This is a genomic window from Clostridium felsineum DSM 794, assembly GCF_002006355.2.
GTDB classification, from domain to species: Bacteria; Bacillota; Clostridia; order Clostridiales; family Clostridiaceae; genus Clostridium_S; species Clostridium_S felsineum.
The window spans coordinates 552,871-571,645 of record NZ_CP096980.1 but is presented as its reverse complement, the minus strand read 5'-3'; the positions used below and the strand labels follow the sequence as shown (position 1 = coordinate 571,645).

At 29.6% G+C, this 18,775-nt stretch carries 6 protein-coding genes; all 6 read right to left on the bottom strand.

The annotated features are described in order from the left end of the window. Positions 1-2: 2 nt before the first annotated feature. Entirely contained in the window at positions 3-3,332 is a 3,330-nt protein-coding gene (locus CLFE_RS02725; protein ID WP_077893311.1) for a hotdog family protein, read from the bottom strand. A gap of 29 nt (positions 3,333-3,361) precedes the next feature. Next, positions 3,362-5,092 carry an SDR family NAD(P)-dependent oxidoreductase gene (locus CLFE_RS02720; RefSeq protein WP_077893310.1) on the bottom strand — a complete coding sequence of 577 codons (1,731 nt, stop codon included), beginning with the start codon at positions 5,090-5,092 and terminating at the stop codon, positions 3,362-3,364. Between the two features lies 1 nt (position 5,093). Then, positions 5,094-8,615, bottom strand: a complete 3,522-nt coding sequence (locus CLFE_RS02715) for a type I polyketide synthase (RefSeq protein ID WP_077893309.1) — start codon at positions 8,613-8,615, stop codon at positions 5,094-5,096. Between the two features lie 75 nt (positions 8,616-8,690). Continuing rightward, positions 8,691-8,915, bottom strand: a complete 225-nt coding sequence (locus CLFE_RS02710) for a hypothetical protein (protein WP_077893308.1) — start codon at positions 8,913-8,915, stop codon at positions 8,691-8,693. Positions 8,916-9,142: 227 nt separating this feature from the next. Beyond that, positions 9,143-14,785 (bottom strand): non-ribosomal peptide synthetase, encoded by a 5,643-nt coding sequence (locus CLFE_RS02705; RefSeq protein ID WP_077893307.1) that lies wholly within the window; start codon positions 14,783-14,785, stop codon positions 9,143-9,145. Between the two features lie 164 nt (positions 14,786-14,949). Further along, on the bottom strand, positions 14,950-18,708 hold the full coding sequence (locus CLFE_RS02700; protein WP_077893305.1) for a beta-ketoacyl synthase N-terminal-like domain-containing protein: 3,759 nt from the start codon (positions 18,706-18,708) through the stop codon (positions 14,950-14,952). Between the last annotated feature and the right edge of the window lie 67 nt (positions 18,709-18,775).

The window sequence follows — 18,775 nt, the reverse complement described above, 5'->3', positions numbered from 1 at the left end:
CCTCACTCTTCCCCAATGATTCGGTAAACCATATTTTCTTGGTGTATAACATGTATATTATTCCATGTAACATCACCATCGATTGTAATGTAAATACCATTATTAGTTTTTTCACTACTCTTTACATGAATTTCATATTTCAAAATTGACTGTATTGGGCGAACTTGTCCACGAAAGCATACTTTCATAGTAGAATTTGCCGCCTCATAGTATCTTGTTTTATCATAGTATCCAAATAATCCAGCATGTGCACACAAAAATTCCATTGTCTGATTAAGTCCTTCTAGCATTGTTGTTCCAGGAAGAACAGGATCATTTTTAAAGTGTGCTTTAAATGCCCAAAAGGATGCATCTAAATATTTTTGTGCACAAATATAGCCACTTTTATATTTACCACCTTGATAGTTTATTTTAAGTATTTCATCTACCATAATTGCATTTTTATTTCTTATTCTCTGCTCATCAAATGTAACCGATGAATTTCCATGAAAACATTCATTTATATTACCTTCAAAAAACTCACGTGTATAAGTAGAATCATATTCTGTCTTAGTTGATTGTGAAAAATGCAAAAACTCTTTTCCCTCAATATTGTTTGTTACTTCAAACTTATTTACAATACCTGTAGCGCTGTCCAATTCCTTTTGAGTAAAGAAGCCTCCAATTGCCTTTGTTGTTGAAATAAGCTTTCCTCCTGAATAATTATCATAGGAACAAAATAACAATGTAGTAGACCCTTTTCTTACAAATCTATCAATCCTATATACAAGTCTAAAGGTATCTCCTACCCTAAAAATCTTCTCTTCTTTAATAACTGACGTTACATCTGTAATTCTAAATTTTAATTTTCCTTTTGAAATTATATCAATACCAATATATGCCGCTAAAAAAATTCCTATATGAGAAGCCTCTCCTATAAATACACTGGATATTTCATTCTTTCCTGTTTTAAAAATGAATTCTTCGTCAATATCATATTCCATTACTATTTCTGAAGGACGTAATTCACCAAATTCAGCATCAATTGATAAAATACGTGATACAAATAAAAATGGGGGTAATGGCATTCTAGCTCTGACCAGATACTTATCAGCCTCTCTGTATCTATCTCCAAGAACATCTGCCATAGATATATCCGTCATATGTACAATCTCTTCTCTATTCCACAAATATTTTTTTTCTTTTCTAGCTTCAATTTGAAGTACCTGCTTTAACAGTTCAGTTTCACTTTCAAAATACTTTTTCAGCGCAAATTTATTGTTTTGTACTTGCCTTTCAATATATTTGTGAATAAATATTTGGTATTCATCTGATAATTCATTGGGCTTATTTGAATTTGCTTCTATAAATTCAAAACAATTAACAAACTTATCTATATCAATATCAGCATGATAAGCTATTAATTTTGCAAATATTCTCAAGAAGTTATCTGTACTATTCTCCTTGTCAAACAAAGAAAAAATTTGTACATCCATCTTATCCTTTAAGCATTCCTTAGCCCAACTTCCACACAAATTTCCTGAACTCAAATCAAAAAATAATCTTCCCCCATCATCATATATTTTTGATATAACACCTGCAAAATCAACTGTTTTTGATAGTATATATCCAATATTCTCAGCATACATTTCTACACTATCATCCAACGGTCTTTTTAAATAGGTACTGTAAATATCATATGGAATCTCGTTAGTTGGTATATACTCTTGAATTTTTTCTATTGATTTAACAACTAAATCCATTGCAGGTTCCATAACAGGTGTATGTACAAAGCTTGGATCATTAATTTTCGAACTAATGCAGCCCAATTTTTTTATTACTCTTTCACAGGACTTTTCCTCACCACTTATTATCACATCACTTTCAGAACCAATAATAAATAAAAACACTTCATTTTCTTCTTCAATTGCTTTCTTTACACGTTCAACATCGCACCTTAAATACCACTTTTGTAATAAAGGAACTTCTCGTCCAAAGTAAGAAAAACTCAATTCCTTCTGTTTATTAAACGCATCAGAAATTATACTAACAACATTTGTCATAGCTTTTTCTCTTTCCTCTGTTGATATGCTTGAAAGTTTACTCGCTAGCACATTTTTGGATAGGAATAGAGAGATTTCTCCCATACTTGCCCCTACCATTTTATTGGGAGTAACGCCAAAATTCTTTAATATTAGAAGACTAATTTGATTTAATGCAGCTTCATACAAATAGCGTGAAACCATTTCGTTTGAGTCACCCTTAATATAAAAGAGCTCATCCTCTATCTGTTTTTTTATTTCAGGAAATAGTGAATATAGGCTGTAAAAAGCTCCTTTCTTCACCATACCACCAGGCGGACTCATACACACTATTTTAGAAGGATTATTACCTCTAGCTATGAAAAAGGACCCATCCTTCCCCTCCCATAAAAATCCACTTTCCATTATTTTTTCTCTTAAGTTCATTATGTATTTTAATTCTTCTAATAAACTTTTACTGTCTTGTATGACAAAAACAATTGTTTGATTTAAATCAGTATTTTTTTTATAAAGTCTCAAGTACTCCTCTGAAAGTTCTTTCAATGTACTATTATTTAATCTTTCTTCTAACTTCTTTAAATAATCATTCAATTGTTGACTATTAGAAAATGAAATTGGAATTATAAACTTTTTACATAATAGCTTTGGATTTTTACAGTACTCTGCCTCACTAATTTTTGCATAACATTTATCTTTCTCCGCTTCAATTTCTAGATACCTTACCTTTTTTCTGCTATCTGTCCACAAATATCGTATCTCATTTACCGGCTGTTTTGCCTTTAACTTCAAACCACTTGACACCTCTAGAGTCTTAACTATAATTTTTGTAAACACCGAGAACTCATAGGATGCATCAACAAAATTAAATTCACCATCAATTTTACTATTGTCACACTCTATAACATGTTCCATATATGGTAAATTGGAATTATACTTTCCCATAACAATAACTGCACAGCCTGGTTTGGGATACTTTGTATGACCTACTAGTACAGCGTATTTTACCTTATTACCATATAGTAACTCTTGGCACTCTTTAATTATCTTTAAAAGCTTTATTCCACTAATTTCATTAACCTTAATTACCCTACTATCAAAAAAACTTATATCTACCTTATCATCCGAATAAACTATAATTTCATCATTTTTATTTATCCCTTCAAAGGCTTCCTTTAATGCAATTTCTTCTTCATCTCTTTTTTTTGATTCTTTTAATTCTTTGTTATCAACAACATACTCTATGAGCTTTTTTGTATTTCTAACTGAACCTATACAAATACCCATACCGCAAATTGATATTTTATTTCCCATATGAATTTTCACCTCCCCTTGCTTTATAATTATTTATTCAAATCATATATTACACACTGACACACTCCATCATCATGTTTTTGCGTAAATTGATCCATAAAGTATTTTATCCCCTCTTTAATTGAAATAAGCCTTCTTCCACGTTTCTCTACACTCTTTTTTAATTGTTCACTTACCATACCAGCATCCCATGGTCCCCAATTAATCGACATAACTACCTTTTGTGGATATTTCTGCTTTAATTTAAATGCTAACTTATTTAAATATTCATTAGCAGCAGCATAATCTGTTTGACCTGCATTCCCAAAATAACCTGACACTGAACTAAAGAAGATTATATACTTAAGATTTTCCTCATTAATTGCATTTAAAATGTTTTTAGCTCCTAAACACTTTGTTCCATACACCAAACGGAAATCTTCCTCAGTTTTCATATCAATTTTTTTATCTCGTATTACTCCCGCTCCATGAATAAATCCAGTAATTTGTCCCATTTTCTCTTTTGCTCTATCTATAGCCTTCTTTACTGAAATCTCCTCCAAAATATCACAACTACAATATACTACTCTTTTACTAGCAGCATTTAATTTTTCAATTGTATTTTTAATTTCTCTTTGACTAAGGATTTTACTTGCTTTATACATTACTTCTGAAGGTTTACATGATATATTTTTTTCTGCTATTTGATTTAACAATACCTTTATTAGTTCATCTCTTGTTTTAGCTGCCGCTAATTGGCTCTCTTCCTTCTCTATTAATTCAGAACGTCCAAGAATTATAAACTTACAAGAATATCTTCTACATAATTCTATAATGCATGCGGCTGTAATTCCTTTTGCTCCACCAGATACAACAAAAACATCTTCTTTTGATGGTTGAATACCTACCTTTTCTTCTTCATACTTTTCCTTTAGTTCTAAAGTATATCTTCTACCATCTTCATCTCTTCCAATTTCTATACAATCATCTTCCGTATTAAGTTCTTCATTTAAAATCATTTTGCACCTATATGCCGGTAGTTTACGACTGAGATCTAGCATTTTTATAGTAAAAGCATCCTTCAGCTCTTTATTGAGACTTTTAATAAGTCCACTAAGACTTCCCTGTGTAACCTCTTCTGATTCATTCATAAGTCCAAATTTTCCATCTTGAAAGCTAATACCCATAATAAACTTTTTCTTTATAGTAAAATCAGATGATTTCTCTAAAAAATGTTTCATGCAAAAATATAAATGTTTAAAATCAGTATATGTGCTATTTTCATTCATTAATAAAATAAAGCCAACTACATCCTTGGGCAATTCCTCAAATACTTTTTTTCTATCGTTATATGAGCTAAAAAACGGCACACCCTGTACTTTGTAACCACTTTCAATAAGGCATTCTTTAATTGAACTATAATACTTGTCTTTAATCTCTGATAAAAGTACTGTTCCTCTCTCAAAGGATATTTTATTCTTTTTAAGTGGTACTTCCTTTAGCTGTATTTCAAAACGTTTTATTTCCTTTTTGTTTAATTCAAGCATTTCTTTATCCATATTAATAAGCTCTGTCTGTATTTCAACAAAATTCTTATATGCATCTCTTTGACAAGAATTAGCCTGTTGTAAATAACTTTTCAGCTCATTAGATACACTACCATTCTCAATAAAAAAAGCTTTTAGCATAGATAATTGCTCCGATTGGGATTTCCATAAACATTCTAGAGCTTCTGCCTTACACTGCTCACCCTTGTAAATAGTCTCTTCGGCCTCAATCATACTATGCCTCCTTAATACTATTACCAATATAATTTATAATTTCTTGTATTGTTGCTAACAATGATAACTCCTCAATATCTTCTGGTGTAAAAGAACTTTTTAATTGATCACTTATCTCGGAAAATATTTCAACCCTTTTTATTGAATCAACACCTAAATCGGATTCCAATTCCATTTCTTTTTCTATCATGTCTTTAGGATATCCTGTCTTCTCACTTATAATATCCATTGTAATTTCTTCTATTTTATTAAACTCTTTATTATCAGAAACTTGAACAACTACTTCCTCTGCTTTTTCATTCTCTTTTTCTTTTATAACCTGATTTAGTAAAGGAACTTCATCTGTATCTATTGCTATCTCATCTTTAGGCTCTTCTTTTATAACAGTAGCAACTGTGCTATTTATTTTTTCAACCTTTTGCTTTTCAAAGTAAATCTCAAAAGCCTTCATGCTATTATCTTGAAAGGTTTTAACACATTCAAAAATATCTTTTCTATCTGATGCTGTTTTTGCACTACTCTTCTCCAATAATTCACTAATGCACTTTATTTGTTCATTCTGTACTTTTATAAAATTTTCAAATACAGAAGCATTTAACTCTCTTAATTTACAAATTTCACTTACTCTATTACTCATTTTATTCTCATCACCCTTTATCTTCATTTCATTTTCATTACTAAACTTTGACTTGTTAACTGCTTCAAATGAATTATCAATTATTTTTTGTTTTTCCTCTAAATGAAATAATGTTGGCTTTACTTCATATGACGATTTAGTTCGTTTGTTTTTATACTTACTGTCTAAAATTCTCCTGTATGGATCACTTTTTATCTTCATTCCAAGCGCAAATAATTGAGCAAAGGCTAATTCCACTTGATATAATGCACTTTCAGTTTTTATTGCATTTATAGATATTACAATAACATCCTCTTTTTCCAATAATATATCCTTAACTAAAGCACTTAAAACCTTACCTGGTCCAAATTCAACAAATACACGAGCACCATTTTCATATGCTTTTTCTACAGAAGATTGAAACAAAACAGGACTTGTAATTTGAGCTGTTAGCCTTTTTACAATACTTGTTTTTGTTTTTGGATAAAATTTTGCATCTAAATTTGCTATTACTCTTCCAGATGACTTATGTAATTCGCTTCTTGAAAGTATCTTTTCAAATTTTTTGCTTGCTTCCCTCATATAATTTGAATGAAAAGCACACGATACCTTTAACATAGCAGTTTGTACTTCATCTTCCTCCGCACGCTTTTGTAATTCTTGTAATTGGCTTGCATTCCCTGCAACTATAATTTGATTTGGACTATTTTCATTTGCAATATAAATTTTATTAAAGCCCTTACATATATTACTTACATAGTCCTTTGTATCAAATACAGCCATCATAGCAGTTTTTTCATCCTTTGAAGATTCAGACATACATTTGCCTCTCTCAACAGATAATTTAATCAGTGTTTCTTTATCAAATACCTGATCTGCATATAATGCTGTTAATTCTCCAAAACTATGCCCCAGCATATAATCTTCACTAAATCCTCTTGTTTTTGCAATATCATATAAAGAACTTTCTATTGTTGCAAGTGCTGCTTGTGTATTTTCAGTTTGTTTTAATTTTTTCTCAAACTCCTTAACTTCTTCTTTGTCATGATATAATGGATAAATTAATTCAGAAATTGGAACCTCTCCACTATCTAACATTACATCATCTACTATTGATAACGACTTTCTAATTTCCGGATATGCACATGCCGCATCATCAAACATATTAACGTACTGAGAACCTTGTCCTGAAAACATTGCAACTACCTTATTTCCAGATTCCAATGAACTTTCTCTATAAATAATACCTTGTTTTTGCCATTTAACTTTATTAGTTTCTCTTAATTTATTTAATGCTATATTGCATTTTTCTTTTACCTCTAAAGTACTTCTCGCTATAAATACAAGTCTCTTCTCATTTTCCTCTACCATACGGTATTTATATGTACTATCATGCCAAATAGTTGCATCTTCTTCGAGTTTTTCCAAAAGCTCATTAATCTTTTTTATAATTTCATCTTTTGTTGTTGCAGAAAATACAACCTCTTCTGGTATTTGATTTAGACGATATTTTTCTATTTGTTCAGATTCTGCTTCCTCCAATATAGCATGAAAATTCGTTCCTCCAAATCCAAATGCACTTATACCCGCTCTTCTTATAGGATTTTTGCTATTTGAAATCCAAGGTCTAGCATCTTCTAAAACATATAAATTTGATTCTTTTATTGATGAATTTAATTGCTTAACATTAATTGATGGCGGATAATTTTTATGATATAAGGCTAATGCTGCCTTTATTAATCCTGCAATACCTGCTGCTAATCTTAAGTGTCCAATTTGACTTTTCACACTACTTAAGATGATTTTCTGAGAAGCTTCCTTGTTAGAGTTGAAGACTTCAGATAATGCATCTGATTCACAAGCATCTCCTTTTGCGGTGCCTGTACCATGTGCCTCGATAAATGATATACTTTTTTTAGGAACGTTCGCATTTTTAAGTGCATTTTTAATAGCACGGACTTGTCCTGATTTACTTGGCGCAAAAATACTCTCTGACTTACCATCACTAGAACTTCCAACACCCTTTATTAATGCATATATACGATCATTATCACGTTTTGCATCCGGTAGACGTTTTAGTACAACTATTCCAACTCCATCACCAAGTACCATACCATCTGCGTTCTCATCAAATGGACAAATTTTATTTGTTTTAGATAATGCTTGAGTCTTTGAAAATGAAATAAAAGTATGTGCTGAACAATCCAAATTCACTCCACCTGCTAACATTACATCACAGTTACCCTCTAATAATTCTGTTACAGCATACTTAATAGCAGCTAAACTACTACCACAAGCTGCATTAACACTGCAAGTTGTTCCTCCAAAATTAAATCTATTTGCTATTCTTCCTGGAACAACATTAGGTAAATATCCTGGATTAGATGCTTCATCCCAATCATTCAAAGTATTTTTAAAACGTTCTAAGGTTAAATCTACTAATTGATCCGGTACACCACTATTTTTCATTATTTTTCGTAATCCTGGTACAAGTGTACGTCCATGTAAATTCATTGCCGTTTTTCCAACTCCAGCAGACATAATAACTCCTGTCCTTGCCTTATCAAAGTTTTTAGCATTATCTCCATACATCCCCGCATCTATAAGTGCTTGTTTTGCAACTATAAGAGAAAATAGTTGTTCTACAGAGACTGATTGCATAACTTTTGGTGGCATTCCAAATTCCAATGGATCAAACGAAATGCTGTTAACTATTCCTGCTGCCTTACCATATGTTTTATCTTCCTTATTGCGATCAGAATCATAAAAATCATCTATATTCCAAAATTCATCTGTAATTTCTTTTACCGAATCCTTTTTCTTTAATATATTGCTCCAGTATTCACTAAAATCCATTGCATCTGGAAATATTCCACCTAACCCTATTATTGCAATGTCCTCCCTCATTATTTATACCCCCTAATTATTCTAGTATGTTATATTTTTGCATCTTATCTCAACCTAATTTTCATAAATTTATATTTAATTTTTAGAATATCCCATTTCAACTGAATGTAAATAAACTTCATTTTTGTTTAATTCAAAATAATATCCGTCTCCACCATATTTAGATATATTAACATCTCCATCATATGTAAAATATACCGTAAATGCTGGCGTTTCAAATATATTTTTATTTGTAAAGTACTGACTTTCCTTGTCTATTTCACAATGTTGATTAACTACATTTATACGCATATTTACCAATGTGTAATGTATCCTCATCAATCATTCAATCAACAAACCTATTTCACAAGTATTTGTTCTGTAACATTTCTATTCCCCCCGAAATATTTTTACACAATATAGTAAACTATCAGTAAGTATAATAAATTCATGGAGGAAACATAAATTAATTTAATTTTGGTTTATGTCATATTTTATATATACAGTTAAATCTTATATGAAATTTGCCCCCCCTCTAGTAATATTTTTTATTTCTTTATACTTCCTAATCTACATATATCTCCGTGCCCTGCACATACCGTTAAGTCATCATCAAAATTATTCAAAATATAATTCTTTGTATTCTTAAGCATTACTTCATCACCATAATGCAAATCAGGTATTTCTTCGCTATCAGGAACTACTGTATCTCCCGTAAAAATAAGATCTTTGTACTTTACACATATGCTTCCCTTTGTATGACCTGGCGTATGATACACTTCATATCTCAAATCATCAATTTCAATAATCTCTTTTTCTTTGCCTATAAATATATCCTTAGGATCTAATGTAAATTCCCTTTCAACCGCATTCATGCCATTATTGTCCATGTCATTTGCAAATTCTTTCTCCTCTATATGCATCACGTATCTGGAAGCATTAAGTTTCCTTAATTCATCAGCATAATATATATGGTCACAATGTGCATGAGTTAATATTATTGCAGATAAACTACAATCTTCATAATCAAGAAGCTTTTCTATTTTTTCCTTTGCGCATCCTGCATCAATTAATACAGCATGTTTATTATTTTTAATGATATATGCATTTGAATCATTTACACCACCTGAAATTTTAAAAACATCATCTCTAATTTTTTCAACAGTTTGAAAATCAATCTGTACTTTCCCAATTTCGTTATCAATAACTTGTGCTAATTTCTTTATGGAACAATTTGTTAAAAATGTTTTAAAACTTATCTTTAATTTAAATTCCTTTTCAATCATTGAAATCAACTTTATTGTTAATATGGAATTACCACCCTGCTCAAAGAAATTGTCAACAATATTAACCTTATCTATTTTAAGTATTGATTCCCATAGCCTTACAAGTTTTTTTTCTATTTCATTCTCTGGTTTAATTAGTTCTTTATATGATACATTTTTTAATCTCTCATTTTTTATTTCTATAAGCTTCTTTCTTGAAATCTTACCATTTTGCATTAATGGTATATCTTCAATTTGAATTAAATATTCAGGTATCATATAATCTGGTAATCTTTCCGATAACTTATATCTAAGATTATTTAAATCTATAATTTCATCTGAAACAACAAACCCATATAATGCAGCAATATTATTAGAATCCTTTGAATTTATAACAACTACCTTTTTAATTCCAGAATATTTTAAAATTTCTGTTTCTATTTCAGTAATTTCAATACGGTATCCTCTTATTTTTACTTGACTGTCTTCTCTTCCTAAAAATTCTATCCATCCCTTATGAGTCATTACTCCAATGTCGCCAGTTTTATATATTCTTCCATATTCTTCATGATCAATAAAAGAATTATTTGTTTTTTCTTCATCTTTAAAATATCCATTTGCTAGACCTACACCACCAATATATAGTTCTCCTTTTACATTTATAGGACATATCTGTTTATCATAATCTAATACATAATATTTTTGATTTCCTAATGGATATCCATATGGTATGCTAGTCCAATTTTCTTTCACATCTTCTATTGGGTAATATATAGACCATATTGAAGCTTCTGTAGCTCCTCCTAGACTTATTACCTCACAATCAATAAACTTATTCTTTATTTTATTCGGAAGATTCACCGGAATCCAATCTCCACTTAATAATACTGTTGTTATTTCTGGTATGTTATCAAAATCAATTACTTCTTCTTCCTTATCACTCAAATAATTAACGTACATTTCCATAATCATTGGAACTGAATTCCATATAGTAATTTTATCTTCTCTGACTATATGATCAACTTCCTCCATATCTCTTTGTTCTTCTACAAGCACTAGCTCGGCTCCACAAGATAATGCGCCAAAAACATCATATACTGATAAGTCAAAGCTTAAAGAAGATAAACCAATGATTTTATCTTTTTCTCCTACTTTAAATCTGTTATTTATATCTTTTATTGTATTTACAGCAGCACTATGTTTTATAACTACTCCTTTAGGCTTACCTGTACTACCTGATGTATAAATAATATAAGCAACATCATTCGTATTGTTATACACAAAATTATTTGAACTAATTATTTCTGGTGTATCTAATATCTTTCTACACTTAAAAGAATCTAATATATCAAAACTTCCCGTTTCGTCCTTGATATTCTCTATTCTTTCCTTTGGATAATCAATGTTAATTGGTACATATGCAGCTCCAGTTTTTAAAATACCAAGTATATTAATAATACTTTCTATTTTTCTTTCTGTTATAATTGCTACATATTTACCCTTACCAATACCTTTATTCAATAAATATGCTGCTAATTTATCTGATTTCTCATCCAATTCTTTATATGTCAAACTTTTTTCTTTTAATTTAACAGCAATGTTATCAGGTGTCACTTCGCACTGTTTTTTAAACATTCCATGTAAGGTATCCTCTTCTATAAAAAATTCTGTGTTATTATACCTTTTATAGATTTCCTCTGCCGCAGCATTTTTTAGTTGAACTTCTGCTATATTACTAACCAATGAGTCTAAAATTATTATATAATCCTTAAACATTGCATTAATAACATCTTCATCGAACAAATTTTTCACATAATCCCAAGTTAATAGAACTTCATTTTCAGTTTCGGTTACTTGATAATCAAGGTATACTTGCGATGTTTGACTGGATAAGTGTTTTACCTGTCCTATTTTTTCGACGAAATTATTAAATTCATTATTCTCACCAAATAACATAGAAGTAAACACAATTGGCATTACTGCTGATTTAAAACTTATATTATTATATTTACAATAATCTCTTACAACATTTACTCCATCATAATCCTTATGTTCAATACTATCTAAAAACTCATCTTGTACATATTTAGCTGCTTTATAAATATTTTTATACTTATCTGTATCTATAGTAACAAGCATTAATGTTGTAAAATCTCCAACTATACTGTTAATATCTTCATGAATTTGAGGTCTATTAAATACAGTTGTATTAATTGTTAGTTTCCTTTGATTACTCCATTTACTTAATACTTTTGCATAAGCATATAATAATATATACGTTACTCTAACATTGTTTTTTTGAGCATTATCCGTTAGTATTCTCCATTTTTCCTTATCTAAAGAATAACTTTTACGTCCAAATAAAGGTGTCTTCACAGCACCTATACGATTTTTCAATGGCAAATTTGCTGGTGACTCCATGTCCCTAACTTTAGTCTCCCAGTATTTTTTATCTGCAATATATTTACTGCTATTTTTCAAATTTTTTATGTACATAATATAGTCTTTAAAAGTAACCCTCTTATCTCTTAATTCTTTTCCATTATATACATCATATATCTGCTTAAATATCAATTGAATACTTGCACCATCTGCAATGAGCATATCAATTCCAAACATTAATTCATATAAATTTTCATCTAATTTTATTGCCTTAAATTCAAATAATGGCCACTTATTTGCATCAAAAACAAAGCTTTCTGTTTTATGTCTCTCTTCAACTATAATTTTTTCCTTTTCTACTTTGTCTTTTGATGATATATCTATAACTTCTATGTTATATGGTTCAACTTTTTCTAAAATCTTTTGCTTCCCACTACTCATTACAATAGTTCTAAGCATTGGTTGCTTTTCTATCACTTTTTGAACACTATTATTAAACTTTTCAATATCAAGATTAGCTTCAATTTCTATATATGCATGAGTTGATGTATTTCCTAATTCAAAATCAGCATTTCTTCCAACCAAATATGCCATCTGCACACTACTAAGTTCAAATTCATTATACTGATTATTACTTTCTAAGGCTATAAGCTCACTTACTTCTTCTTTTCCCTCGCGTAATGTCTTTATAAAATCATGGAAAGTCTCACTATTAATCCAATTTTTTATTTTTCCGTCATAACCCAGCTTAGTTTTTATTAAACTAACTATACGCATTATCTTGATAGATGATATATTATAATCGAAAATTTCATCAGTAGCCTCAATTGTATCATCCTCAATTACTTCTCTTATTATCCGCATTACTTTACTAACTAATTTTTTCTTATTAGCTTTCTTATCGTTACCATTATTTTTACTATTATACATCTCCACTAATTTATATCGCATAATTTTTCCATTAGAGGTTTTTGGTATTTCATCAATAAATACAACATCCTTTATATTGTAACCAGTTCTATTTTTCACTTTTCTTTTTACAATATTAGTGGCGTCCTCAACATTTGCAATATTATTTTTTATAAAAGCTACTATTTCATCAACACTTTCCGCATTATTATAAATACCTGTAACTGCTACAAAAGCCTTAGGTATATTTAAGCTTTCACAAATAATAGCCTCAAAATCATTGGGGTATACATTCTTACCGTTAATTATAATGACATCTTTACTTCTTCCGATAATCGTAAGAAAGTTGTTAATTACAAATCCGATATCCCCTGTATCAAACCAGCCAAGATCATCTACTTCAAGTTTTCCTATTTTATTTTCCCCTAAATAGTATCCTTGAGAAATTGTATCACCCTTAAGCTTAATTCTGCCTACATAGCCATCCTCTAATATTTGTCCATCATCATCTGTTACAATTAATTTACAACATCCATAAACCTTTCCTACTTCCACAAAACAAACTGCTCTACTATCAGTTTTATCTATCTCTTCTATTCTATCTCCTATAGACAATTTATTTCGATTTAAATACCTTGCCACAAAATCACGATTCTTTGCATCACTTACAATAACTGTGGCTTCAGATAATCCATATCCAGGCTGAACTGCTGTTGAAGGCATATTAAATTTACTCATACACTTTATAAAGTTTTCACAGCTATCACTTGAAACCCTTTCTGCACCTATGGAAATTACCGACAAACAACTTAAATCAAGTTCTTTTTTATCATAGTTAGCTGCACATTTTGAAATCAAATCTAATCCAAAGTTTGGTGAATGAAAAGTTGTTATTCTATGTTCATCTATTTTTTCTAATAATAACATAGGATTTGCAATGAACATCTTTGTAGGAATTACATATTCATCAATACCTCTCATGACAGTAGCAAAATGTCCCACAATCATTCCTAAATTGTGAGTAAGTGGAATCCAATCAATTATCTTTGCTTCAGAATTTTTATCTTGTTTTCCATAACTGTATTCTTCTATCATCCAATTCATATTGAGTATTAAATTCTTATTTGTTGTTATTACTCCCTTAGGTTTACCTGTTGAACCTGATGAAAATTGTATTAAAATAGGATCCTCCCAATTGGAATTTTCACAACTATCATATTCAAAATCAGAATCACATGATAAAATTTCTGATAGCCAAATTACCTTTTTATCAACTATTGCATCATTTAACAAATCATTTTCTTTATCGAGAATTACTCCATTTTTCTCACTCATATTTAAAATATTATATACCACATTAGCTTGTTCTTTGCTTTCACTAAATTTAATCGGTATGATAACCTTGTTTGCAAAAAGACATGCCCAAACTGAATAAATAAATTCTCTAGTTTCCTGAATTTGCAATACTATTTTATCGAATGGTATTTTTTTTAAATATTGTGCCATAGTTTTACTCTTAATATATAAATCATGATAAGAAATAAATTCTTCTTTGTTCTCACCGTATATATAATTTATTCCTTTGTTTTTTATATTTCTTAGTTCAAATAAATACTTTATTAATGAATCTTGCATAAAACCTCTCCTTTTTATAGACCCAGCCTACAAAATAGTTTATTTAAACTAACTTAAAACTTGTAAAAATAAACCACTATACTAATATACCTGCTTACATACAAATTTTACGTATATTCTCAAACCTTAAATTATTAATATTAGCCAGATCTAAATTAAACATATCACGATAATTCTATCCAACACCTTTTTTTATTAAATACATATCCTGGCATATGAACTTTATTAACATCTAGCTTATCAAAAAGCTTCCTCCACTCAACTTTTTCTCCAAGAATGTACTTTTTACATATAACATTGAGTTCATTTTCATTTTCTTTTTCTTCTAAGTCCTTAAGCATGTTAGAATAATAGATTTCCTTAGAAGAACAATCCACTTTCCCAATATAACTTAAAATATACTTAAGCTTATCCAACAATTCATTCTTTGAAGATACGATAATAGCACATCTATATTTCAAATCATTCCTACAAACATCTGCCGTATAGCAAATATTTATCAAACTGTCATTTGTATTCCTTATATATTCGATCTGCTTTAAAACTATTTTTTCGAGTGCTTCAATGTTATTTGCTGTTATTTTATAAATACATCTTTCTTCTTTCAAATATCCTACGTTATTAGGATGTCCTTTTAATACAAGGTGACAATTGGTTCCTGTAAATCCGAATGAGCTTACCCCACAATATAAATCTTTTTCCTTATTTAAATCAAGTAATTTTGTGTTTACATAAACAGGTGTAGCTTCAAAATCAATATTCTCATTTGGAACACTATAATTCATACTTGCTGGAAGCTTTCCATGATTAATAGCCAACACCGCTTTAATAAAACCAAATATTCCAGCAGCATGATCAAGATGTCCAATATTTGTTTTAACAGACGTTATTGCACAAAATTGCTTTTTATCTGTATAATTTTTAGCCGCATTAGTTATACCTAATATTTCAATTGGATCTCCTATTTTAGTTGCTGTCCCATGTGCTTCAATAAATGAAAGCTGCTCTGGATTTATTTTTGATGATTTCCATGCTGTTTTTAAAACCTCTGCCTGTGCTTCCATATTAGGCACAGTTAAACCAATTGAATTTCCATCATTATTAACTGCACTTCCTTTAATAACTGCGTATATATTATCTTTGTCCTTTAATGCTTGTTTGAAAGGTTTTAAAATAACTGCTGCACTTCCCTCTCCTTTTCCTGTGCCAGAGGCTTTATTATCAAAAGTTCTAGTAAATCCATCTTGAGATTCTATCCCTATTTTATTGTTCTTTAAAGGAAATAAATCTATTTTTACCGAACCTACTAAAGCCATATCACACTCTTTATTTCTTAAGGCAGTACACGCATAATGAATGGCTACTAATGATGAAGAACACGCTGTATCAATAAGCACACATGGCCCATTTAGTCCAAAGTACTGTGAAACACGTCTAGCCATCATTGAATTCAAATTTCCTGGTGCAGCCATTGCTGCTGAATCACTATCTACCTCTAGAATAAAACGAGAATAGTCATAATATGTATTCACAAACGGTAATGCTGCATGTCCAAGAAAAATTCCTGTTTTTGAACCTTTTAAATCATTAAAAGTGTACCCAGCATCTTCAAATGCTTTCCAAGCAGTCTGCATAAAAATTCTTTGTTGCGGATGAATCATCGCCGCAATTTTAGGAATCATCTTAAAAAATCTGCAATCAAACTTATCTATGTCCTCCATAAAAGCTCCTTTTGAAAAATCTTCTTCTGAGACCTCTATTTCTATTTTCTTAAGTGCTTTTATAGAATCCTCAATTCTTTGATCAGATAAATTATTTACACTTACTTTTCCATTGCACATATTTTTCCAAAACTCATCTGAATTTTCAGCATCTGCAGTTGTTAAATCTATACCTATTACTGCTATATCATCATCTTCATCTTCCTGACTTTCAAAGTTATAACTTTTTACTTCCTGGTTAAAAACAATATTCTCTTTTCTTTTTAAAATTTCTTTAGCAATATCATACACCGATTTACAGTTAATTAACTCTTGTACTTTAATATCTATACAAAATTCATTGTTTATTTTGTCCATAAACTCAATTAACAGCACAGAATTAAACCCTACATCAAACAAATTATCAAATATGCTTATATCATCTTTCTCTAAAAGTTCTACTACTATTTTAAGAAGCTTATTGGATATAAAATCTACTTTCTCATTTATTTCATTATGTACTTTTATACTACTATTAGCTCTTATTTCATTATATTTCGCTAACTCTTTTAAATTTTTTTCATATACACCGTTAAGTAATAATTCCACCAACTTAAATCTTTGTATCTTGCCACTTCTAGTAAGTGGAAACTCATATACAGGTACTATCCTTGTAATTTTGATTTGAAACTTTTCATTGATTAATAATTGAATTTCATCAATTAACTTATAAAGCTTATCATCAATTTTATCTACTAAAATAAATGCATATACTTCATTCTTTCCATTACTTAAAGCTTGTTTCCCTGTTACTACCACTTTTCTTTTTAATTCAGCAAACTTATTTATTATGACAGACTCAAAATCTAACGGATAAAGATTTTTTCCATTGATAATAATTACATCCTTGCTTCTTCCTATGATTGTCAAATAACCATTGACTACAAATCCCAAATCACCTGTATCAAACCATCCATCATCGTCAATTTCAAGTGGTTTAGTTTTTTCATCTCCTAAGTAATAACCATCAACTATAGAATCGCCTTTTAATAGAACTTTTCCAACATAATTATCTCCTAATACATTTCCTGCATTATCAATAATCTTTAAACTACAACAATCCATTACTTTTCCTACTTCTACAAATGCAACACTCTTAATATCCTTTTCATCTACTTCTTCGATTTTATCTCCTATTGACAATTTATTTCTATTTAAATATCTTGCTTTAAAAATTCTATCTATTGCATTACTTACTACCACTGTCGCTTCTGTAAGTCCATATCCTGGTTGAACTGCAGTTGGAGGCATTTTAAATCTACTCATACATTTTATAAAATTCTGACATGATTTAGCTGAAACATACTCTGAACCAACTGATACAACTGATAATGAACTTAAATCTAAGTTTTTTTTGTTATACTTCAAGCTATATTTTGATATTAAATCTAATGCAAAATTAGGACAATGCGTTGTTGAAATTTTATGCTCATCTATTTTTTCTAGAAGTAATATAGGATTCTTTATAAAGACCTTTGTTGGTATTACATACTCGTCTATTCCCCTCATTAATGTCATAAAGTGTCCAACAATTAATCCTAGATTATGAGTTAAAGGAATCCAATCTAAAACTTTTTTTACATTTTCTTTATCGCGGCCTGAAACATTAAATCGCTTTATCATAGATTCTATATTAGAAATTAAATTCTTATTTTTAGTTATTATACCCTTAGGATTTCCTGTGGAGCCAGAAGAGAATTGAATCATTATTGTATCTTCCCAATTTGATTTCTCACATATTTCAAATTCTATATCCGAATCATATTTAAGCAGAGAATCTGTCCAAATAATTCTTTCTCTTTTACTTTCATAATTATGTAATTTATCCTTTGAATCTAAAATCACACCTATATTTTCACTCATATCTAATATATTATTTATAACATTAAAGTCTTCAGTACTATCTGAATACTTTAAAGGAATAACAACTTTATTTGAAAACAAGCAAGCCCATATTGAGCATATAAATTCCTTAGATGATTCTACCTGAATTACCATGGTATTATATGTTGTTTTCTTTAGATACTGAGCCATTTTCTTTGCTTTAATATATAATTCAGCATAAGATAAGTATTCCTCATCCTTTTCTCCATATATGAAATATATTCCTTTATCCTTTGTGTATCTTAATTGGTATAAATAACTTACTAATGATTCATTCATCAAATCCAACTCCTCTCATGCATAATTGCTATATTATAAAAAAGATTTAATCACCCAATTTATATAA